This window comes from Micromonospora sp. WMMD558, from assembly GCF_049315255.1.
Classification (GTDB): domain Bacteria; phylum Actinomycetota; class Actinomycetes; order Mycobacteriales; family Micromonosporaceae; genus Micromonospora.
The window spans coordinates 386,695-406,745 of sequence record NZ_CP186061.1; the positions used below are offsets into that span (position 1 = coordinate 386,695).

Sequence of the window (20,051 nt, forward strand, 5' to 3'; positions counted from 1 at the left end):
CTGTGTGGGCGCGGGGTGGGCACGCCACCCCGCGCGTCCCTGGTGCGGGCTACTTCTTCTTGTTCCAGTTGTCCCAGCCGGGTCGGCTATCGAACTTTCCGCGGTTGTCCCAGGTGGGGCGGTTGTCGAACTTCGCCGCGTCGATTGACGCTACCGACCGTTCCGGGTCGACGCCGAGGCGGGCGAGTTGCTCGGGTGCAGCGTTGATGAGGGTCGCGAGGGCGTTGGTCATGGTGCTCCTCCTTGAGGGGTGAAGTGCTCTGCAGCGGCGCGGACGAGGGCCTGTCGGGTGGTTCGGCAGTAGGTCGTTTCCCGGGCGGTGAACGTCGCGTGCTCGAAGTAGCGGTTGCCGGCCTGAGCGCCACGGCAGAAGTCGTAGAAGGCGCAGTGGTCGGCGCAGTCGTTGAGGGCTGTTACGAACTCGGCGACGTAGTCCAGGTCCCCGGCGCGGGCGAGCATGGCGGTGATCGGCTGGTGGAGGACGTTGCCGGCGATGAAGTCGCCGTATCGCGGCTCGGTGATACCGAGCAGCTCCGGTGACAGCAGGGCCACCTGCCCTTCCCACGAGACGGTCGGGATCGGCTCGTACGGGGCGTGGTCGACGTGTCCGGCTCGGGTGGCGGCAAGGTAGTCGGCCAGCCGGTCCATGTCGCGGATCCGCAGCGGGCTGCCGCCGACGCGACGTGCGATGAGGCGCTGCCAGAACCGGTACGCGGCATCCTCGGACACCGGCGCCCGGTCGGCGCCCTCCTGCTCTTCGATGTTGAAGCCCACCGACTCACAGCCGGGCAGGCCGGTGAAGAAGTTGACGAGGGATTCCGCGTAATCGATGGTTTCCGGTGTGACCACACAGATCACCGAGTAACTCAGCCCTGCATGGGCCAGGGTCTGCATGCCGCGCAGGGTTCGGGCATCGGTCGGGTTGCCGGCCCGGTCGAGGCGGTTCCGGTTCAACGCACCCGGTCCGTCGATGCTGACCCCGACCTCGAACCCGTAAGCGGCGAACAGCTCGCACCACTGTCGGTTGATCAGCGTCGCGTTGGTCTGGATCTCGTGACGCACCATCCCCGCGCGCCGCAGCTCCTCGAACGGGGCCAGCAGATCCCGGAACACCCCGATGGGTGTGGCGGTGGGCTCGCCCCCGTGCCACACGACACTCACCGGATGACCGCTGTGCTGCTGCGCGATCGACTCGGCACAGGCCTGCGCGACCGCGCCGCTCATGAGGCGGAGGGATCGTCGGTCGGGCAGGTAGCAGTAGGTGCAGTCAAGGTTGCAGAAGCTCGTCGGCTGCACGACCAGGGTGTGGAAACTGCCGGCGACCGCCGGCTGGCCGGTGGCGTTGATGAGGCCGATGCCGTTCACGAGGAGGCCTCCTCGATGCTGGCGGCCGTGGTGGTGCTGACGCGGTAGGCGTGGGTGTGGCGGGCGGGCCAGCCGAGGAATCGGTCGAACATGTCGGCGGCGCTGCCCGTGACGCTCGGGTTGAGCCGGTGCAGGTCGTCGATCGCGTCGTGCAGGCAGCTGGCCAGGTAGAGGAACAGGCTCACCGGCACTTCTCGGTACTCGGCCAGGAGCGCGAGCTTCGCCGCGCCGCAGGGCCACGGCTGCCCGCACCGGCGGCACAGCCACAACGGACGCATCGGCAGATGTTCCACCTCGGCCGGCGCGAGCCGGTTCGCCGCGAAACGGCGCTGTGGCCCGGTCACCGGCGACCGCCCTCGCGGGCTTGCTGCTCGAACAGCCGACGCCACACGAAGGTCAGCAGCGGCGGATCAGCGGGCCACACCTGCCCCGGCGAGGTCGTCCGCCTCGGCTCTGGGCACCGGGACTGGCCGGCCATGGCGTTACGCGAGACGTACACCGTCATGCCGCCACCCCCACCAGGGACGATGAGCGGCGGGCTCGCCGGGGGAAGGGCGAGCCCGCCGCCGCACCGCGGCGGCTGGGAGCAGACCGCCGATCACCCACCCACGCAGCCCTCATGGCGGTACGCAGGCGGGGAAAGCGTCGAGACAGGTCGCTCCCGGACGGGCCGAGCCAGCGGCCCCAGCCGTGGTGTGGTGCGCCGCTCATCGATCCCTCCATCTGCAGCTCCCTGTCAGTCATCCCGACACCGGCATCGACACGCGCCGGTGATCCGAGGTGAACTGAACGTAGGGGCGGTCCGTCCGGAGGACCGGGAAAATCCGTACCGGGTCCGGCAGGCTTCAGCGGGCAGGGTGATGGTGTGCGAGGGATGACGGACGACATGACGATCGGCCAGCGCGTCGCCTTCTACCGGCGTCGACGAGGGCTATCCCAGGAGGTGCTGGCCGGTCTGGTCGGCAAGACGCAGGAGTGGCTACGCAAGGTCGAGACGAACCGGGCCGACCTGGACCGGCTGTCGGTCATACGCGCCATCGCCAAGGCCCTCGACGTGTCCCTCGGCGACCTGATCGGCGCCCCGAGCCTGTTCGAGTGGTCGGACGACTCCGGACGCGAAACCATCCCGGCCTTGCGGGCCGCGCTCCACGACTACCGCCACCTCGCGCCGACGCTGGCCAGCACGGGGGACGTCGAGGCCCCCGCCCTGCGCGAGATCGAGAACGACGTCGCCGAGATCTGGACCGCCTACCAGCACTCGCGGTACGGCACCCTCGCCCGCCGACTGCCCTACCTCATCCACGACTGCCTCACCGCCACCGAGGCGTACGACGGACACGACGGCCAGCGCGCGCACGCGATGACCGCCTACGCCCACCAGCTCGCCGCGTTGTTCCTCACCAAGCTCGGCGAAGGTGACCTCGCGTGGACCGCCGCCAGCCGAGGTCTGGCCGCCGCCAACGCCAGCCACGATCACGTCGTCATCGGCTCACTCAGCCGCTCCGCCGCGCACTCGCTGGCATCCATCGGCGAGTACACCCAAGCCCGCGGCCTCGCCGCCACGGCAGCGCAGTTCCTGGAACCACGGCTCGTCAAGCCGACTCCGCAGCTGCTGTCGGTCTACGGGAGCCTGCACCTCGTCTGCGCGCTGGCCGCCGCCCGAGACGACGACCGCGCCTCCGCTGACACCCACATCGCCGAGGCCGATGCCGCCGCGCAGCGGCTCGGCGCCGATGGCAACCACGTGTGGACCGCGTTCGGGCCGACCAACGTGTCGATCCACAAGACGACCGTGGCGATGGAACTCGGCGACGTGCAACGCGCCATCGCCATCGGCGCCTCACTCGACACCAGCACCGTGCCCGTCGAGCGGCAGGTTCGCCACGCCATCGAAACCGCCCGAGCCCTCGCCCGCTGGAACCGCATCGACGACGCGCTCACCGCACTCCTGGACGCCGAAGTCATCGGCCCCGACCAGGTGCGCTACCACCAGCTCTCCCGCGACCTCGTCCGGGACATCCTCACCCGCCCCCGACCACCACGACTGGCCGTCGAACTCAGCGACCGGATGGGCGTCCGGTCGGGAGGGCCGCGCTGGTAGCCGGGCTCAGATCAGCCGGCTCGTGTAGCCAGCCGCCACCAGGCGCTCGAACGCCGCCCGCACCTCGTCCGGAATCTCCTGCGGGATCGCGAACCCGCGCTCCGCGTACACCTCGATCCGCTGCGTGTCGCCTACCAGCATGTCCACCACCCGCCGCGCGTCACCGATGCTGCGCACGTAGTCGTCCAGTTCGAGTGGGTTCGAGGCGCACACCACATCGACCTCGGGCCACATCAGCCTGCAGGTGGCGTAGGCCCGACGCTGCTGGTAGGGCCGCGACATGATCAGCACCGACTTCACCGGGATCCGGTGTTCGGTCAGGAGCTGACGCGAGTACTCCAGATTCTGGGCGGTGTTCGTGGCACGTGGCTCCACGAGAATCGCTTCCACAGGTACGCCCTGCTCGATGGCGTACTCGCGGTAGTGCACTGCTTCTCCACGCGGGAACCGCTCGACGGTCGTCGGGGCGTTCGCGCCGGTGAACACGATCCGTGGGAACAGGCCCTCGCGGAACAAGCGCGTCGCGATGACAGCCACGCCGAGGTCATGACTGCCCAACCCGATCCCCACGTCGCACGGGCGCAACTCGTGGCGCATGTCGTGGTAGCGCCAGAGCGTCTCCACGTCCGCCCGGATAGCGTCGGAAATCGCCTCGGCAGGTACCGCCGCATGCCGGTTCATCAGCACCTACCAGTTCGGTCCGCGCTGGGTTCCCTCATGCCGCCAGCGTAGGGGTAGCAGCGCAGCACGACACCGCTGACTCCAGCACCACGCCGCTGGCCTGCTAAGGATCAGGAGGTTGGCGACGGTCGGGCTCTCGTGAGGTGGTGCGGTCAGGATCCGAGCTCGACGAGGCGACGCCTGCCGGTTTCGCCCGGGACCTGCCATACCTGCTCGTCCGGCCAGTGGCGATACAACAACTGCTGCGTGGTCGTGGCGAATGCGTTCCGCAGTGGCTCGTGGAGCAGGTCGGCCCGCAGTCGTTCCTCCCGCTCGGCGTCCTGAGCGATCAGAAGAACCGCCCCGACCGGCACCAGCCTGCCCGCACGCCGATAGCCGGCCAACAGTCCACCCAGCCCTGACGCTGGCCGCTCGTGCTCGGCGACAACGTCGCCGATTGGGCCACGGTCGACGTGTACCAGGAACCGCAGGCAACGCCCGTCCTGCAGCCAGACGCCGTAGCCGTCGGCCCGCAACTGCGCCAGGTCGTGCTGGCGCAACCACGCCGAGGTCTCCATCGTCGCCAGCCACTGGAACAGCTCGCACCGCCCCGGGTCGCGTCGTGACACCTCCACCAACGGCAGAAACAGCAGAGCATCCGCCGCGCCGGGAGGCCGCTGACCCAACCGCAACGGAACCGGCCGCCCCGACGCCGTCAAGGCGCGCCGGAGCACCTCTGTCCCCTCGGGGGTGACCCCGTACCACCAGGTGTGGGTCCGGTCCTCCGGCGAGCGCTCGCGGCGCACCAGTCCCGTCTCGTGCAGCCACACCAGATCCCGGTGACCCGTCAACCGCGACACCGCGCAGACAAGCGCCACGTCCAGCGTCGACGCGGAGCCGTGCTGCGCCAGGTACGACAGGATCCGCCACCGCCGCGGGGACAATCGCCGCGTGGCACCCTGGTCACCCATTCTCCGATGATCCCTCCGGCCCCGACAGTCCAACATCCTGTTTCCCGCAGTCGTGACAGAAAGTGGTCGATGTTCCGGCTGGGAGATCGGTAGCCGGGATCGCCGTGACCGGAGACAGCGTTCGGCGTGAGCCGTTGGGCGAGGCGTCGGCGGCCCGTGCGAGCACCCGCATACCCAAACCGTGGTTTTGGGGCCGATTTTGGAGATCACTGTTCAGTGAATCAGCCGAAGAGCTGAGGACAGAAAGCGCGACACGGTCAAATCGGGCCGCCATTAGTTGATCTCCACGATCGGCACCGCACTGCAGCGCTGACCCTTCGGAGGCGCGCGACAAGCCCGTCCCGATTCGGCGATAACACGCCACGCACCAATCGGATGATTACCTTCAGTAACGACACTAGAGGGATCGTTGCCGCGTCTTGCTTCAGGAACGGGCTATGCGCCGAGGGCGAGCCCGTAGGGTCGGTCGCGTGGCCGAGACGCAGACCGAACCGGACCTCTCCTACATCGCCAGCGTGACGCGGGTCCGCGCGGCGGCCGGTGTACTCCTCCGCGATCAGACCGGCCGGGTGCTGCTGGTGCACCCGGCCTACAAGGACGTGTGGAAGTTCCCGGGCGGAACGGTGGAGCCGGACGAGTCCCCCGCGGACGCCTGCACGCGCGAGATCCGGGAGGAGCTGGGCCTGTCGATACCCGCAGGGGCGCTGCTGTGCGTCGACTGGGTGCCGGTGAGCCCGCCGTGGGACGGAGGGCTCATGTTCGTGTTCGACGGCGGGGTACTGACAGCGGACCAGATCGCGGCGATGCGCCTGTGCCCGGACGAACTCGACGGCTTCGAGTTCGTCGAGCCGGAGCGCCTGGGCGAAGTGTTGATCCCCCGGTTGGCTCGGCGGTTTGCCGCGGCGGTCGCCGCGATTGGGCGGGGTGGCGTCTACCTCGAAGACGGAACCGTGCCTACCTCCGCATAGCGAGCCGCATCGAATCGTCGGCAAGGCACGGGGCGCGCCCAGCCGAAGTGACCCCTCTCGGCCGGACACCTCGAATTGCGGTAGCCGGTCGTATCCGTGTCCGTGTCCGTGTCCGTGTCCGTGTCCGTCAAGCAATGCCGTGCGCTCGGGCTTCGCTGACCAAGTGCGCGGCCGTGGCGCGCATTGTGGCCTCCTGGTGCGGGCGTACCCGGTTGTGGAACCAGTCCGGGATCGAGGCACCGCTCTGCCGGAACTGCAGAATCTTGTCCTGCACGGCGCGGCAGTCACCGATCGTGACGGCAGCGGGGTTAGTGAGCCCTCGCCGCCACAGGCTCATGACCTTCCCCTCGGCGCTGGACTTGCTGGTAGCGGTATCAAGGTTGGACCGAGTCATCTCGTAGAGTTCTTTGATCAGGGACAGCTGAGGGACGAGGACCGCGATGAGCGCTTCCACGACGCCCATCCGGCCGACGACCGCGATGATTGTGGATACGCAGAGTAGGACGACGATCGCCCCGGTCAGAGTGGCGGCCCATGCGCGATGTGCGGTTGATCCCCAGCCGAGGTTGCTGTTCTGGCAAATTAGGACGTTCATCGGGTACGGCACGGTACCGGTGTCGGGATACCAGTCCCGAAGGTCACTGCGGTCGCTTTTGTGGCGGGTCGCTGCGGTGGCGATGATGGTCGTGGTGGGCCGGTCGACACAAAGTTCGTTCCAGTTCAGGCCGAACAGCATCACGTCGAGTTCTTCCTGGACCGAGGACGCCTCTTTGATTTTGCGCTTCTCGCGGGCACCGCCCAAGACGCTGACTGACAGCAGAACGAGGCCGGTGATGATGCCGATCGACGTGCGCCAGGGAGGAAGAGCGAGCGCGGCGGCAACGCCGCCGACGGCGCCGACCGCGGTGATGAGAAGACGGGTCCCCTGGATAGTCTTGGCGTCGGAGTAGAGCCGTCGCTGGGCGGCCAGCAGAGTCAGTGCCCGCTCACTGTTCTGGGCGTTGGTGATACTCGAGTTCGCGGCGGTCATCTGCTCTCGTCCTTAAAGATCGTCGGCGCGCTGCTAGGGCCGGGGCATGCGCCAACCGAAGAGGGTTTTCCAGGTTTCGACGGCGGAGCGGTCCTTACCTGCGTTCTCCAGCAGGATGGCTTCCTCGCAGGTGTGTTGCCAGCCTTGCAGGGTGGCGGCCAGCTGCTGCCGGTCGGCGTGGTTTAGGGCGCTGTTGACGTCGGGGCCGAGGCCGGCCGGGTCTGGCCAGTCGTCGGTGATCTGCTCGGCAGCCGAGGCGAGGAACCAGCGGATCTCGTCGCGGTAGCGGCCGAATGGCGGTCGTACCAGTTCCAGGGCCATCACCTCGATGAGGAAGGCCGGGGCGATCGGGTCGCCGGCCTCGCGGTTGATGCCCTTGACCATCTTGACGAACGGCACGAACTTGCCGCCGCAGTCCTTGTTCTTCGCGGTCACCATCTCGGCGTGGATGTTCGGATCGGTGGCCATCCAGCCGCTGCCGGACGGCATGAGGTAGCCGCCACCCGCACGGGCGAAGACCGGTGCGATCTCGTAAGAGGCGACGTCCTCGCCGGCGTACTCGACCAGGGCGACGTAGTCGTCGCCGGTGACGTTGGACCAACGGGTCCGCAGAACCTGACACAACGCGTTCACGGCGGCGGTGCCCGTACCGTCGGCGAGGTGGCCTTGCGGACCGTCGCGGTCGATGACGATGAAGATGTCGACGTCTTTGAGCTTCTTGGTCTTGGTGTGCCGGTCGTAGCTGCCGGTGAGAAAGTCACCGGTGGTCGTCCAAACACTCTTGACGTGATCGCGGATCAGCCGGTGGCGCGACTTGGCGAGGTCCTGCTCGGCAGGACCGATCTCCAGTTTTTCTTTGAGCCCGTCGAAGGCGTCATCGATGTAACCCATTACAGTGGTCGGCTCCGATCGTGAGGTCTACTTGCTGGTGAGATAGCGCAGGCCCGCGCTGCCGTGCGGTGCTCCGGCGAGCGTCCCGAAACTGGACGAACGCATGCCGTCGGTGCCGGCTCGGCTGCCGGGTGACCAGCCGGGCTGCGGGGTGCGAGCGGTGCGGAACGTCACGAAAAGCCGGTAGGTGGTGCCGCGGGGCACGGTGCCGAGCTTGGCAAGGTACCTGGCCAGGCTGGCGCGGTCTGCGGTGAAGGTCTTGTCGGCCACGCCGGTGCTGGTGTAAGTGACGGGGAACTCCAGAATTGGGTCGACCACGCCGCTGGGCCGGTGGCACTCGAGCACCACCGTGTCCAGAGATTGTTCGGCGATCCAGGCGCTGATCGCGCTCTCGTCCTGGGCCCAGGTGGAGAACAGCCGGGTCGCGTCGATGCCGAGGTGACCGAGAATGTCCGCGATCGAGCCGAGGATGACATCCGCCAGATGGGTGGCGGTGTGAACGATCGTCCAGGTACTGGTCGAGGTCGAGGTGCTCACGACGAACGTCCCAGGGTGTCCAGGGCGGCCAGGTTGACCAGGTTCGGGTGCCCGCTCGCGGTCGCGGAGATGTCGGTGTCGTCGGGTGGCGCCGCGACCGACAGGTGGCCCGATTGCTTGACGGCGGCGGCCAGCGCTGCGGCGAAGCCGGCCGGGTTCGGCAGGTACAGCATCCAGTCCGCGGTGGCGTTCGCGCCGCCCGGCACCGGGTTGAGGTTTTCTTCCACTGCGGTGACGGCGGCACCGGTGAGCACCGTGATGCTGACGTGCAACGGCCCGGTGACCAGCACGGCCGAACCCGTTTCGAGATGACCGGCGGCGATGAGTGCCGGGCCGATCCCGCGCAGCGGCGCCAGCGCCGCCGTTACCATGCCGGCGGAGATCCGACCGGAGACGGTGAGGGTGTCGCTGATCAACGTCGCGACACTCTCCCACGCTGCCGTCGCGGTCCGCTGCGGCGGACCCGCGATAGTCCTAGAACGCTGCATGAGCTCCCTTTCCGGTGGCGCGCCGGGCCGAGGCGACCCGTTCGGCGGTCTGCCGCAGGTCGTCGACGGTCAGCCGGTCGGGCCGCTGGACGGTTTCGAGCCGGCCAGCCATCGCCTCGGTCACTGACTTGCGGATCTGTCGGCCGTCGGTGCCGGCGAGGAGACTCGCCACTTCCTTCAGCGCCGGGTCGTCGGCCACCTCACCCAGGGCGGGGAACGCCGGGGCCATGTCGCGCAGCGTGCCCGCCAGGATCGCCAGGGCGGCCTCGGCGTCCGGCGGGGGAACCTCGACCGCGACGTCGGCCCGCGACAGGAACGCCGCGTCCAAGGCGCCGGTGAAGTTGGAGGTGGCCACGACCAGCAGATGCGGATACCGGGCGGCGTTGTCGTCCAGCGCAGTGAGCACCGCGTCGGTCGCCCGGTGAACATCGGCCGGGTTCGCCGACAACGACGCCTCACTGCGCGCCACGGCCATCGACTCCACCTCGTCGAGCAGGACCACCGTCGGCAGGCCGTCGTCGGCCAGAGCAGGAACGTGCCCGGTCAGCAGCTCGGTCACCTTTTGCTGAGACTGCCCGTGCTCGGCGCTCATCAGCCCGTGCGGGTTCAGCTCGATAAGCCGCGCCCTGCCGGTGACCATCACCGGAGCCAACTGCTGCGCCAGACCTCGCGCGAGGGTGGTCTTGCCCGTGCCCGGCGGCCCGTACAGCAGCATCAGCCCGTGCAGCGCGGTGGCCTCGAACGGCAACTGTCCACGCAGGCGCAAACTCAGCACTGCCCACCGCAGCAGCCGGTCCTTGACCTGCTGGTCCACGATGATGGAATCCCAGGTCCTCGCGTAGCGCGCATGGGGCAGCACCACGTTGTTGGTCACGGTCTCAGCGACGTTCACTCGATCTCCCTCCGCCGTGCGAAGCTACTCTGCAACAGTGCGAAGCGACTTTGCAACTTGCTTTGCCTGCCGGGCGTGTCGAAGGCCCTAGGCTGGGTCCATGGCACGCGGCATCCCATCCTCCCCGAGCGGTCCGACAAATTCAGACGCGTCACCGCCAGCGGACGGCGCACCGGAATCGGTCGGTGAAACGCTGCGACGGGCCCGGCAGTACCGCCAGTGGAGTCTGCGGGAGGTCGAACGCCGCACCGGGCGCCCCAATGCCTATCTCTCACAGATCGAGCGCGGCGTCATCCGCCAGCCTGACCCCGCGGTGATCTGGGAACTGGCCCAGCTGTACGACCTGGATTTCACACTGCTGGCGCAATGGCTGGGCCTGACCGAAGCCCAGGACAGCGCCGCCGGCGACGTCACTAAGAGACTTATTTCCATGATCCTCAACCTCAGCGCGGACCAGAAGCTGCGCGCCGTTGGCCTGCTGGAACAACTCAGCCACAGCGACCGGACGTGACCACCGGCACCCAGGAGGCGGGAGGCACGAGACGGATCCGATGCCCGGGGCCGCCGGACGCCTGGCCTCGGGCAGCCGTGGCGGTGAGCGGCGGGCTGACACGGCTCGCGAAGTTAGGTGCAAGCGCACCAAGGGCTTCAAGCGGCATCTTGATCCAGGCCGGGACGAACCGTCAGTGCGAACCCGTGGGTCCCGATGATCCTGGTGCCCCCCGAGGCTTCGCAGGATTCTTCCGTGGCGGCGTATCCGCGCTCGGCGAACTCCGTCTTGACCTCGGTCCCCTCGCCGTGTTCCATCCGGTTTGGCCATGATCGGCAGCGGAACATGCGGCTTGACTAGCCACTCCGAATCCCTGCCTACGTTCGAGCCATCGGCGCCACCGGCAGCCGCATCGGGCAGGTCGATTAGCCGGTGACGCGCGGCCCCCTTGCCAGCACCATCCACACCTGCCGATGCGGCCAGTGCGGGTGCAGGAGGTCGACGGTGGTGGTACCCCGACCGGCGCGCGCAAAGGCCCGGTCACCAGGTCCGTCAGCAGGTTTCTCCCGGCGGCATGCTGCGCGTAACCAGCACTACGTCGACCGGCACGACCCGGGCGGTAGGCCGATAACCAGCAAGGACCCCGCCGAGGCCAGCGGTGAACTGCTCGCGTTCGGCGATCACCTCACCGACTGGCCCGGATCGACGTGCACGACGTCTTCTACCAGCACTGTTCACCGAAGAGCGACGACATAGGACGCAAAACCGACAAACCACAACCTTAACAAGATCGGCCCATCCCCGGCACCGAACCCATCCGGGAACCACCGCAGCCGATCCGGCAACCACCAACAGGCTCCACCCCAGGCCACCCGACACCGATGGCATCCCTGAACGCTCCGCCACATCCCACTGGCGCCCAACCGGTCCAACGGCTCCCGAGCACCCACCGAGCGACCACCCGCCACCGCCGCATACGAAAAGGCCCTGACCCGGTGTATACCACCAGGTCAGGGCCTTGATCGTTGGTGCGCCGCCAGGGACTCGAACCCCGAACCCGCGGATTAAGAGTCCGCTGCTCTGCCAGTTGAGCTAGCGGCGCTCGTTGGCAACGGGGAGAACCTTAGCACGCCCTCTCAGCCGGGTTCCAATCCGATCCCCGGCTCCCCCCTTCGGTCGAGCTTATGGGGTAAAAGCGGCCAAACGGCCTTCGCCTGAGCGCGAGGGCACGTACGGATTAGCGGTGATGCGGCACGATGTCCGCCAGGTACGCGAGGACAGAGGTGGGGATGGGCATGTTCACGCGGGCCGGGGCGGCGCTGGGGGCCCTCGGTCTGGTGGCGTCGCTGGCGCTGGCGGGGTGCGGCGGCGATCCGGAGCAGGCAAAGTTCGTGGCGGGCAGCGGCCCGACCGCGAGCGCCACCCCGGCCGAGCCGGCGGCGGCGAACGGCCCGCCGTTGCCGGTCGCGCCGGCCGACGGGTCGACGGACCGGCCGGTCAGCGCCGAGATCGGCGCCACCCTGCCGGACGGCGTGAAGGTGTCTGCCGTCACCCTGACGGCGGCCGACGGCAAGGCGGTCGCGGGCCGGCTCCGCGCCGACGGCTCGTCGTGGGTGCCGTCAGCCCCGTTGAAGTACGGCACCCGCTACTCGGCGACGGTCACCGCGACCGCGGCCGACGGCGGCACCCGCGAGGGGCGCAGCACGTTCACGACGATGGCGAAGCCGAAGTCGATGATCGGCTCCGGCCTCTACCTGTTCGACGACAAGGAGTACGGCGTCGCGATGCCGGTGGTCGTCGAGTTCAGCCCCGGCATCCCGAAGAAGGACCGGGCGGCGGTGCAGAAGCGCATGTTCGTCCAGACCGACCCGCCGCAGCCCGGCGCGTGGCACTGGATCGACGGCGGCACCCAGGCCTACTACCGCGCACCGGAGTACTGGAAGCCGGGCACGACGCTCAGCGTCCGCATCGCGTTGGCCGGCATCCCGCTGAGCAACGGCAAGTACGGCAACGTCGACCGGGTCGCGACCGCGAAGATCGGCCGCGCCTTCGAGATGAAGGTCGACAACTCGACCAAGCGGATGACCGTGTACGAGGACGGCCAGGTGGTCCGTACCCTGCCGGTGAGCCTCGGCAAGAAGAAGACCCCGTCCTCCAGCGGCACGATGGTGGTGATGGAGAAGAAGGAGTCCACCGTCTTCGACACCCGCGACGACCCGGACCCGGACAACCGCTACGTCACCGAGATCGACTTCGCGCAGCGGCTCACCTGGGGCGGTGAGTACATCCACGCGGCACCCTGGTCGGAGCACGTGCAGGGGCGCCAGAACGTCTCGCACGGCTGCGTGAACGTGTCGACGGCCCACGCCCGTTGGCTGTTCGGCAAGACGAAGATCGGCGACCCGATCACCGTGACCGGCACCGAACGGCGGCTGACGGCCGGCAACGGCTGGACGGCGTGGAGCCTGAGCTGGTCGGAGTTCGTCAAGGGCAGCGCCCTGCCGGTGCCCGAGGGCGGTGCCGGCTCACCGTTCTGACCAGCACCGGAGCTGTCCACGTTCGGACAGCTCAGCCCGTGTGTTTCGGTTCACCCGGTGCAACGGGTATCAGGTCTGGTGCGTCCTCTGAGAGAGGATGGGCAATCGGCACGACGACTGTGAGGCGACCATGCGAGCTGTCCAGGACCAGCCGACCCGGCGCGGTGGGCGACGCCGTGCGCTCGCGGCCGGGCTTCTCGCCGCGGCGCTGACGCTCACCGCCGGGTGCACCTCCGGTGGCGACGACGGATCGTCCGGGTGGCGCGACGGCGACGGGAACGCCGCGCCCGCCCCGAAGGCCGCCGTCACCATCGTCGAACCGGCCGCCGACGCGAAGGACGTACCGGCCTCGACCGGCATCACCTTCACCGCGAAGGAGTCCCGGGAGACCACCGTCGAACTGAAGGACCCCTCGGGCGCGGCCGTCGAGGGGACGCTCGCCGCCGACGGCGGGAGCTGGCTGCCGAGCGGCGCCCTGGAGTACGGCGCGACGTACACGGCGACCGTCACCGCGACCGGGGACGACGGCCGGCCCGCCACGGCGACCAGCACCTTCACCACCATGGCCAAGCCCGAGAAGCAGGTCCGGATCAGCAGCTTCCTCGGTGACGGCCAGGTGGTGGGCGTCGGGATGCCGCTGATCGTGAAGTTCGGCCGGGCCATCCCGGAGGACCACCGGGACGACCTGCAGCGCCGGATGACCGTCACCGCCACCCCGGCGCAGGAGGGCATCTGGCACTGGGTCAGCCCGACCGAGGTCCGGTACCGCCCGAAGGAGTTTTGGAAGGCGAACAGCACCGTGTCGTACCGGGTCCAGGCCGGCGGACTGCCGCTCGGCGACGGCTGGTACGGCCGGTCCGACCTGACCGTCGACGTCAAGATCGGCCCGTCGCTGGTCATGACCGTGGACAACAGGACCAAGCGGATGACCGTCGCGAAGGACGGCAAGGTGGTCAAGACCATCCCGGTGAGCCTCGGCAAGAAGTCCACGCCGTCGTCGAGCGGCACGATGGTCGTCATCGAGAAGCTCCGGAAGACGGTCTTCGACACGTACGAGGAGCTCGGCCCCGAGGACGGCTACCGCACGAAGATCGACTACGCGCAGCGCCTCACCTGGGGCGGCGAGTTCATCCACGCCGCTCCCTGGTCGGAGGGGCAGCAGGGCAGCGTCAACGTCTCCCACGGCTGCGTGAACGTGTCGATGGCCAACGGCGCGTGGCTCTTCGCCAACACCCGGATCGGTGACCCGATCACGGTCAAGGGCACCGAGCGCAAGCTCCAGAACGGCAACGGCTGGACCGACTGGAACATGAGCTGGGAGGAGTACGTCAAGGGCAGCGCCGTGCCGTACGAGCCGGCGGCGGCCGAGAGCGCCGACCCGGACGTCACCCCGACCCCCTGAGCAATGACGAAGGCCCCCTCCGCGGAGGGGGCCTTCGTCATGCCGGGTGACTGATGGGAATTGAACCCACGACAACCGGGACCACAACCCGGTGCTCTGCCAACTGAGCTACAGCCACCATGCCGCCGCGCCGGTCACCCGGGCGGTGCGGACCAATAATAGCCCCACCCCGGCCCACCCCGTCCAGCGGGTTCGCCGGGACGGAACCGGGCGCTCAGAGCTGCGCGGCGACGGCCTTCGCGCTCTCCACGTCCGGCCCGGGCAGGGGTACGAAGATGGTCCGCCGGTAGTACTCCAACTCCCGGATGCTCTCCCGGATGTCGGCCAGCGCCCGGTGCGCGAGGCCCTTCTGCGGCTGCCCGAAGTACACCCGCGGGTACCAGCGCCGGCACAGTTCCTTGATCGACGAGACGTCGATCATGCGGTAGTGCAGGTGGGCGTCGAGCCGGGGCATGTCCCGGGTGATGAAGCCCCGGTCGGTGGCGATGGAGTTGCCGCACAGCGGCGCGGTGCGCGGATCCTTCACGTGGCTGGTGACGTAGTCGAGGACCAACTGCTCCGCCTCGGCCAGCGTCACCGTCGACCGCCGTACCTCGTCGGTCAGCCCCGACTTGGCGTGCATCGTCGCGACGATCTCGGGCATCGCGTCCAGCGCCGCGTCGTCGGCGTGGATCACCACGTCGACCCCCTCGCCGAGCACGTTGAGATCCGGGTCGGTGACGAGCGCGGCGACCTCGATCAGCTTGTCCTTGCCGAGGTCCAGGCCGGTCATCTCACAGTCGATCCAGACGAGAAGATCTGCCACCGGCACAGCCTACGCGCAGCCCAGCGGCCCGCGCGCCGCGCACCGCTCTGCGGGGCGACCGTTAGGGTTTCCCCGTGCCAGCCGAATCCGTCGCACCGCCCGCTGTCACCGACGACGAACCCGGTGGCCGTACGGTCCGTCGCATCGTCGCCGTGCTGGCGCTGGCCGCCGTGCTGCCGGCGCTCTACCTGCCCGGGCTGGTGCACGACTTCTTCGACCTGAAGATCTACATGCGGGCGATGGACTGGTGGGCGGCGGGGAATCCGCTCTACGACTACGTCCAGCCGGACCGGGTCCAGGGTGCCCTCTACTTCACGTACCCGCCGTTCAGCGCGCTGCTGCTACGCCCGTTCGCGATGCTGCCGCTGGGCGCCACCGTGGCGATCTTCACCGCGCTGACCGGTCTGGCGGTGGTGGTGACCACCCGCTGGCTGGTCGAGCCGGTGATCGCCCGGCACCACCTGCCGCGGGTGTTCGCGCTCACGGTGGCGGTGCTGCTGGTCCTCGCCGTCGAGAGCACCCGGGAGACGATCACCTTCGGGCAGATCAACATGCTGCTGGTGGTGCTGATCCTGGCGGACCTGCTGTTCGCCGTACCCCGGAACAGGCGCTGGGCCGGCGTGGCCGTGGGGCTGGCGACGGCGCTCAAGCTGTTTCCCGGCATCTTCATCGTCTACCTGCTGGTCTGCCGGCGGTGGTGGGCGGCGGCCGTGGCCAGCGCGACGGCGGCGGTCGCGACACTGCTCGCGGCGGCGTTCGCGCCCCGCGACTCCTGGCGGTTCTGGACCCACGAGCTGTGGACCACCGAGCGGGTCGGCCGCACCGACTACACCGGCAACCAGTCGCTGTTCGGGCTGCTGAGCCGCCTCACCGCGCCGCAGGAGCCGGAGCGCCTGATCTGGCTGGCCCTCGTCGTCCTGGTGGCCGGGTACGGGCTGTGGCGGGCGGCGCGGGCGGCCCGCGCCGGGGACGCGCTCACCGGCCTCACCCTCACCGGCCTGGTCGGCGCGCTGGTCAGCCCGATCACCTGGACCCACCACATCTACTGGTTCGTCCCGGCGGTGGTGGTGCTGGTCGACGCGGCCCTCGCCACGTCGGGGGGCGAGCGCCGCCGACTGCTGACGGCCGCCGTCGGCACGACCGTCGTCATCGTCTACGGGGTGGTGTCGTTCCAGGACTGGGGCACCGCCCAGGTGCCCACCGACTCGGTGGGCGAGTTCCTGGTCCGCAACGCGTACGTGCTGATCAGCCTGCTGCTGCTGGTGGGGCTGCCGGTGCGGGAGGGCATGGAGCCCACGTCCAAACGGACAGACTTCCCGAGAAGCCCCGTCCGGCGCTAATCTGGTCTCAACTACCACAGACGACGCTGCGGTAGCACCGAATCCCCCGGTGAGGACGGCCCTCCGTGTCGGCAGCACGGAGGGCCGTCCGCGTCCACCGCCCCGGGCGACCTGCCGTCGCTCAGGAGGTCGGATCGACCGGGACGGCCGGACGCAGCGGCCCCGCGGACGGCTCCTGCCGCGACTCGGGTTCGACCCGCGACGGGCGTTCGGGCCGTGACCGGGATTCGGGCCGCGACGGGTGTTCGGGCCGCGCGGCGCGCGCCGGCCGCGACGGCGAACCCGGCGGAACGGGATCGGCCCGCCCGGCCGGTCGGACCGGCTCCGTCCGCGACGTGGGCGCCGGCGGGGCGACATCCGTGCGGGTGGCGGGTGGCCAGGCGAGCGACAGGTCCACCTCGGACGGCCGCAGCGGCGCGACACAGCGGGTGCCGTCCCGGCCCGACCGGCCGCGCCGGTCGCCGCTCGACGGCCCCGCACCGGACACCTCCGGCCCGCCGTCCGGCCGCTCCACGAGGTCGGCCAGCGTCGCCGGGCGACCGGCGGGCACCGGACCGGCGGCGGTACGGCACGTCGGCACCGGGCCCAGCGCCGGCCGGGGCCGGTCGAGGGGCGCACCGACGGACGCCAGTTGGCGGGCCGGCGCGACCGCGCGGTCACCGTCCCGCGTCGGCTGGACGCCGAGCCCGCTCAGGGACGTCACTCCGAGCCGGCCGGCCAGCACGGGCACCTGGTCCGGCTCGACGACGAAGACCACTTCGCGGGGGCGTACCGGCCGCAGCAGCAGGAGCAGGGCCGACGCCACGAACAGCACCCCACCGGCCAGCAGGCCGGCGGTCACCGGGGCGGTCCAGCCCGCGCGTAGCTCGGCGCGCAGGTCCAGGGTCAGATCCGCCCCGAGCACGGCGCCGGCGAGCAGCGCCGGAATCCCGACGGTCAGCAGCAGCACCCCGGTGAACACCCGCACGATCCGCATTGGCCTCGTCCCCCTCCGTAGCCGGACACCCGGCCGACCTTACCGAGACGGACCGTCCGATCAGGGGATATCCACGGCACCGGTCCCGGAAAGGCGCCGGCCCGCCGGAGGGATCCGACGGGCCGGCACGGCGGTGCGTACGGTCACGCCTTCGGCGCGGGCTCCCGCCGGGTCCGGGCGAACGCCAGCCCGCCGAGCGCCAGGCCGGCCAGACCGGCGACCAGGCCGGCGGCGCCGAGGCCGGTGGCCAGCCCGGTGCCCTCGGCCTCGTCGTCGTCCGCCTCGACCTCGCTCTCCCCGGCGGGGTCGGCCGCCGGCGCGGCGGACGGCGAGGCGGCGGTCAGCTTCAGCACCGGCGCCGGGCTCTCCGGCTCCTCACCGCCGGCGGTCGGCTCCTCGATCCAGCGCACGACGGTGCCGTCCGAGTACGTCTGGAGCGACTTGAAGACCATCTGGTCGATCTTGGGCAGCGGGCCCATCGAGACCGGGAACTCCTGGAACGTACCCGGCTTGATCACGGCGTCCGGGGCGGCGGTCCAGGTCAGCTTCGACACCGCCTCGGTGAGCTGGCTGCCGTGCACCTCCACCGGCTGGTCGAGCTTGCGCTTCTCCACCGCCACGGTCCAGCCGGGGACCGGCATCGTCGAGACCGAGCCGACCGGCGCGTTCTCCGGCAACACCACCTCGACCTTCGTCGTCGACGCGGTGTCGCTCTCGTTCGGCACCCGGAACGCGAGCCGGGCGTAGCCGCCCTGAATCGCCTCCTCCGCGTTGACCGTGACGTGCGCGGACGCGGGCGCGGCGAAGCCGAGAACGGCGGCGGCGACGGCACCGAGGGCGAGGGTGGCGGCGCCGGTTGCGGTACGCCGGAGACGGATCATGGAATGGACACCTTTCTCTACCGGACGGGCACGGTGGCGGTCACCGTGGCCTGGTCGATGTCGGACGTACGGACGGTGACGCGAAGCTGCCACTCCCCCGACGCCGGCAGGTTGATCTCGCCGGTCACGTGGTTGTCGGTCAGTGGCAGCAACGGCACCTCGATCGGCTCGATTCCCGCGGACGGCAGGGCGGCGGTGGCCCGCCACTCCACCACCGGCTGGGGCCGGTTCTCCGGGGTGTACGCGTAGAAGTGGACGCTGTTGTTGCCCCGCTCGGCCGGGTCCACCTCGACCTGGAGCGAGCCCAGCGAGCTGGACAGCGTGGTCGAGAAGTAGCCGCTGGCAGTGCCGGCGGTGTCGGCGGCGGCGGTGCGGGCCGGGGTGGTCTGCACCAGCGTGGCGGTGACGCCGAGCACCACCGCGGTGATCGCCAGCTCGGCCCAGATCGCCCGCCGCACCAGCGCCGGCCGGCCGGCGGCGGTCCGCCGGCGCACCAGCGCCCGGGAGTACGCGGCCACCACGATCACCAGCACGAACAGCCCGATCTTGCCGAGCAGGAGCCGGCCGTACGTGGTGCCGACGAGGGCGCTCGGGGTGGCGACCTCGATCAGCGCCTGGACGACGCCGGCGAGCAGCAGCGCGGACACGGCCAGCGCGGCCCAGCGGGACCAGATCGGCAGGATCGCCCCCAGCTCCCGCTCGTCGGCCCGGCGCAGCAGGAAGACCGCGAGCATGACCAGCCCGCCCAGCCACACCGCCATGCTGCCGAGGTGCACGGCGTCCACCACGACGGAGACCGCCGGGGCGGGTGACGCGGCCGGGTGGCCGGCCAGCGGCCAGGTCAGCAGCGCCGCACCGCCGAGGATGCCCAGGATCACCACGTCGGTGCCGCCGACCGGCCCGGCCAGCAGCGGCCGGAGCAGGAACGCGGCGGCCGCCAGCAGGCCCAGCCGGACCAGGTGGGCCGCGCCGAACATGCTGCCCAGCACCCCGCTGAACCCCTCCCCGGTGACGTCGAACACGCCGCCCCCGGCGGTGTAGGGCACCTGGAGCCACAGCGTCGCGAGGGTGGACACCACCACCAGGCCCAGGCCGGTCCAGGCGAGGCGGGTGGGCCCCCGGCGGGACAGCCGCCGCGGCCAGAGCGCGGCGAGGACCAGCGCCGGGCCGACCAGGAGCAGCAGGCCGGCGTAGCCGACGTACTTGGCGACCTTGACCGCGGCGCCCACGAACGGGTCGGCCCGGTTGTCGTCGCCGGTGTCGACCGGTGGCGGCGAGGGGGCGCCGACCGAGTACGTGAACGCCCCGGAGACCGGGTGGCTGTCGGCCGAGATCACCCGGTAGCTGACCAGGTAGGTGCCCCGGTCGCCGGCCGGATCGACGGGGATCGTGACGACGCCCCCGTCGAAGTCGGGCTCGCCGCGGTCGGCGCGCGAGCCGTCCGGTGCGAGGACGCGGATCTTGCCGGGCACCTTGCGGACGGACTCGCTGAACGTGAGGACGACCTCGGCCGGCGCGTTCGGCACCACGGCCGACGCGATCGGGCTGCTGCTCACCAGCACCGCGTGGGCACTGGCGGGGCCGGCCGGGGCGACCAGCAGGGCGACGAGGACGAACAGGAGACCGGCGGTGGCGCTGAGCCGGCCGAACCAGCGGCGGAGGGCGGCAGTCATGTCGGTCATGCTCGCCCAGACCACCCCGCCGCGCCCAGCCCGGG

20 protein-coding genes, 2 tRNA genes and 1 pseudogene are annotated in these 20,051 nt (G+C 70.1%); 6 read left to right on the forward strand and 17 right to left on the reverse strand.

The genetic code is table 11. From position 1 onward, the window contains the following. Positions 1-49 precede the first annotated feature (49 nt). Genes amcA (ACN26Y_RS01790) through amcA (ACN26Y_RS01805) form a run of 4 tightly spaced genes read right to left on the reverse strand, consistent with a single transcriptional unit; the run spans position 50 to position 1,870 of the window. The gene (amcA, locus tag ACN26Y_RS01790; protein WP_422734133.1) at positions 50-232 is read right to left on the reverse strand and encodes a multiple cyclophane-containing RiPP AmcA; all 183 of its coding nucleotides are present in this window, start codon (positions 230-232) and stop codon (positions 50-52) included. Continuing rightward, a complete protein-coding gene (amcB, locus tag ACN26Y_RS01795; protein WP_422734134.1) occupies positions 229-1,365 on the reverse strand; it encodes a cyclophane-forming radical SAM peptide maturase AmcB in 1,137 nt (378 codons plus the stop codon). The genes amcA (ACN26Y_RS01790) and amcB overlap by 4 nt, the downstream gene beginning before the upstream one ends. Beyond that, positions 1,362-1,709, reverse strand: a complete 348-nt coding sequence (locus ACN26Y_RS01800) for a hypothetical protein (RefSeq protein ID WP_422734135.1) — start codon at positions 1,707-1,709, stop codon at positions 1,362-1,364. The genes amcB and ACN26Y_RS01800 overlap by 4 nt, the downstream gene beginning before the upstream one ends. Then, positions 1,706-1,870 carry a multiple cyclophane-containing RiPP AmcA gene (gene amcA, locus ACN26Y_RS01805; protein ID WP_422734136.1) on the reverse strand — a complete coding sequence of 55 codons (165 nt, stop codon included), beginning with the start codon at positions 1,868-1,870 and terminating at the stop codon, positions 1,706-1,708. The genes ACN26Y_RS01800 and amcA (ACN26Y_RS01805) overlap by 4 nt, the downstream gene beginning before the upstream one ends. Positions 1,871-2,239: 369 nt before the next feature. Between amcA (ACN26Y_RS01805) and ACN26Y_RS01810 the strand changes: the two genes are divergently transcribed. Then, positions 2,240-3,466, forward strand: coding sequence for a helix-turn-helix domain-containing protein (locus ACN26Y_RS01810; protein WP_422734137.1), 1,227 nt, complete (start codon positions 2,240-2,242; stop codon positions 3,464-3,466). 6 nt (positions 3,467-3,472) lie between these two features. On the opposite strand, the gene ACN26Y_RS01815 is transcribed toward ACN26Y_RS01810, so the two are convergent. Both ACN26Y_RS01815 and ACN26Y_RS01820 read right to left on the reverse strand, forming a co-directional pair. After that, complete coding sequence (locus ACN26Y_RS01815; protein ID WP_422734138.1) at positions 3,473-4,153, reverse strand: YdcF family protein; 681 nt, start codon at positions 4,151-4,153, stop codon at positions 3,473-3,475. A gap of 146 nt (positions 4,154-4,299) precedes the next feature. Next, positions 4,300-5,097 (reverse strand): DeoR family transcriptional regulator, encoded by a 798-nt coding sequence (locus tag ACN26Y_RS01820; protein WP_422734139.1) that lies wholly within the window; start codon positions 5,095-5,097, stop codon positions 4,300-4,302. 470 nt (positions 5,098-5,567) lie between these two features. Between ACN26Y_RS01820 and ACN26Y_RS01825 the strand changes: the two genes are divergently transcribed. Then, positions 5,568-6,065 (forward strand): NUDIX domain-containing protein, encoded by a 498-nt coding sequence (locus ACN26Y_RS01825; protein ID WP_422734140.1) that lies wholly within the window; start codon positions 5,568-5,570, stop codon positions 6,063-6,065. 127 nt (positions 6,066-6,192) lie between these two features. Here ACN26Y_RS01825 and ACN26Y_RS01830 read toward each other — a convergent pair whose 3' ends face one another. Genes ACN26Y_RS01830 through ACN26Y_RS01850 form a run of 5 tightly spaced genes read right to left on the reverse strand, consistent with a single transcriptional unit; the run spans position 6,193 to position 9,903 of the window. Then, entirely contained in the window at positions 6,193-7,095 is a 903-nt protein-coding gene (locus ACN26Y_RS01830) for an S-4TM family putative pore-forming effector (RefSeq protein ID WP_422734141.1), read from the reverse strand. 33 nt (positions 7,096-7,128) lie between these two features. Next, positions 7,129-7,986 (reverse strand): CBASS oligonucleotide cyclase, encoded by an 858-nt coding sequence (locus ACN26Y_RS01835; protein ID WP_422734142.1) that lies wholly within the window; start codon positions 7,984-7,986, stop codon positions 7,129-7,131. A 27-nt stretch (positions 7,987-8,013) separates the two neighbouring features. Beyond that, positions 8,014-8,523, reverse strand: coding sequence for a hypothetical protein (locus tag ACN26Y_RS01840; RefSeq protein WP_357145008.1), 510 nt, complete (start codon positions 8,521-8,523; stop codon positions 8,014-8,016). Continuing rightward, positions 8,520-8,939 carry a hypothetical protein gene (locus ACN26Y_RS01845; protein ID WP_422734143.1) on the reverse strand — a complete coding sequence of 140 codons (420 nt, stop codon included), beginning with the start codon at positions 8,937-8,939 and terminating at the stop codon, positions 8,520-8,522. The genes ACN26Y_RS01840 and ACN26Y_RS01845 overlap by 4 nt, the downstream gene beginning before the upstream one ends. Positions 8,940-8,997: 58 nt before the next feature. After that, positions 8,998-9,903 (reverse strand): AAA family ATPase, encoded by a 906-nt coding sequence (locus tag ACN26Y_RS01850; protein WP_422734144.1) that lies wholly within the window; start codon positions 9,901-9,903, stop codon positions 8,998-9,000. Between the two features lie 100 nt (positions 9,904-10,003). Here ACN26Y_RS01850 and ACN26Y_RS01855 point away from each other — a divergent pair, with 100 nt between their 5' ends. Further along, complete coding sequence (locus ACN26Y_RS01855) at positions 10,004-10,414, forward strand: helix-turn-helix domain-containing protein (RefSeq protein WP_422734145.1); 411 nt, start codon at positions 10,004-10,006, stop codon at positions 10,412-10,414. Positions 10,415-11,419: 1,005 nt separating this feature from the next. Here the strand turns inward: ACN26Y_RS01855 and ACN26Y_RS01860 are convergent. Beyond that, positions 11,420-11,495: transfer RNA gene (locus ACN26Y_RS01860), tRNA-Lys, on the reverse strand. A gap of 187 nt (positions 11,496-11,682) precedes the next feature. On the opposite strand from ACN26Y_RS01860, the gene ACN26Y_RS01865 reads away from it, so the two are divergent. Continuing rightward, on the forward strand, positions 11,683-12,930 hold the full coding sequence (locus ACN26Y_RS01865; protein ID WP_155333757.1) for a L,D-transpeptidase: 1,248 nt from the start codon (positions 11,683-11,685) through the stop codon (positions 12,928-12,930). A gap of 130 nt (positions 12,931-13,060) precedes the next feature. Beyond that, on the forward strand, positions 13,061-14,332 hold the full coding sequence (locus ACN26Y_RS01870) for an Ig-like domain-containing protein (RefSeq protein ID WP_422734146.1): 1,272 nt from the start codon (positions 13,061-13,063) through the stop codon (positions 14,330-14,332). A gap of 45 nt (positions 14,333-14,377) precedes the next feature. On the opposite strand, the gene ACN26Y_RS01875 is transcribed toward ACN26Y_RS01870, so the two are convergent. Continuing rightward, positions 14,378-14,450, reverse strand: a tRNA-His gene (locus tag ACN26Y_RS01875). 96 nt (positions 14,451-14,546) lie between these two features. Then, entirely contained in the window at positions 14,547-15,143 is a 597-nt protein-coding gene (gene orn, locus ACN26Y_RS01880) for an oligoribonuclease (protein ID WP_155333759.1), read from the reverse strand. 68 nt (positions 15,144-15,211) lie between these two features. Here orn and ACN26Y_RS01885 point away from each other — a divergent pair, with 68 nt between their 5' ends. Further along, the gene (locus ACN26Y_RS01885) at positions 15,212-16,477 is read left to right on the forward strand and encodes a glycosyltransferase family 87 protein (protein ID WP_422734147.1); all 1,266 of its coding nucleotides are present in this window, start codon (positions 15,212-15,214) and stop codon (positions 16,475-16,477) included. A gap of 538 nt (positions 16,478-17,015) precedes the next feature. On the opposite strand, the pseudogene ACN26Y_RS01890 reads toward ACN26Y_RS01885, so the two are convergent. The 3 genes and pseudogenes from ACN26Y_RS01890 to ACN26Y_RS01900 all read right to left on the reverse strand — a co-directional run. Continuing rightward, positions 17,016-17,453: pseudogene (locus ACN26Y_RS01890) on the reverse strand (hypothetical protein); the annotation flags it as partial. 143 nt (positions 17,454-17,596) lie between these two features. Further along, the gene (locus ACN26Y_RS01895; protein ID WP_422734148.1) at positions 17,597-18,334 is read right to left on the reverse strand and encodes a YcnI family protein; all 738 of its coding nucleotides are present in this window, start codon (positions 18,332-18,334) and stop codon (positions 17,597-17,599) included. 17 nt (positions 18,335-18,351) lie between these two features. Continuing rightward, a complete protein-coding gene (locus ACN26Y_RS01900) occupies positions 18,352-20,016 on the reverse strand; it encodes a copper resistance CopC/CopD family protein (RefSeq protein ID WP_155333762.1) in 1,665 nt (554 codons plus the stop codon). Positions 20,017-20,051: the final 35 nt, after the last annotated feature.

Excerpts from the sequence above, each read along its gene's own strand:
- amcA (WP_422734133.1), bottom strand. The coding sequence starts at position 232 with ATGACCAACGCCCTCGCGACCCTCATCAACGCTGCACCCGAGCAACTC.
- ACN26Y_RS01830 (WP_422734141.1), bottom strand. The coding sequence starts at position 7,095 with ATGACCGCCGCGAACTCGAGTATCACCAACGCCCAGAACAGTGAGCGG.
- ACN26Y_RS01820 (WP_422734139.1), bottom strand. The coding sequence starts at position 5,097 with ATGGGTGACCAGGGTGCCACGCGGCGATTGTCCCCGCGGCGGTGGCGG.
- ACN26Y_RS01870 (WP_422734146.1), top strand. The coding sequence starts at position 13,061 with ATGCGAGCTGTCCAGGACCAGCCGACCCGGCGCGGTGGGCGACGCCGT.
- ACN26Y_RS01835 (WP_422734142.1), bottom strand. The coding sequence starts at position 7,986 with ATGGGTTACATCGATGACGCCTTCGACGGGCTCAAAGAAAAACTGGAG.
- ACN26Y_RS01855 (WP_422734145.1), top strand. The coding sequence starts at position 10,004 with ATGGCACGCGGCATCCCATCCTCCCCGAGCGGTCCGACAAATTCAGAC.
- ACN26Y_RS01810 (WP_422734137.1), top strand. The coding sequence starts at position 2,240 with ATGACGGACGACATGACGATCGGCCAGCGCGTCGCCTTCTACCGGCGT.
- amcA (WP_422734136.1), bottom strand. The coding sequence starts at position 1,870 with ATGACGGTGTACGTCTCGCGTAACGCCATGGCCGGCCAGTCCCGGTGC.
- ACN26Y_RS01895 (WP_422734148.1), bottom strand. The coding sequence starts at position 18,334 with ATGATCCGTCTCCGGCGTACCGCAACCGGCGCCGCCACCCTCGCCCTC.
- ACN26Y_RS01865 (WP_155333757.1), top strand. The coding sequence starts at position 11,683 with ATGGGCATGTTCACGCGGGCCGGGGCGGCGCTGGGGGCCCTCGGTCTG.
- ACN26Y_RS01900 (WP_155333762.1), bottom strand. The coding sequence starts at position 20,016 with ATGACCGACATGACTGCCGCCCTCCGCCGCTGGTTCGGCCGGCTCAGC.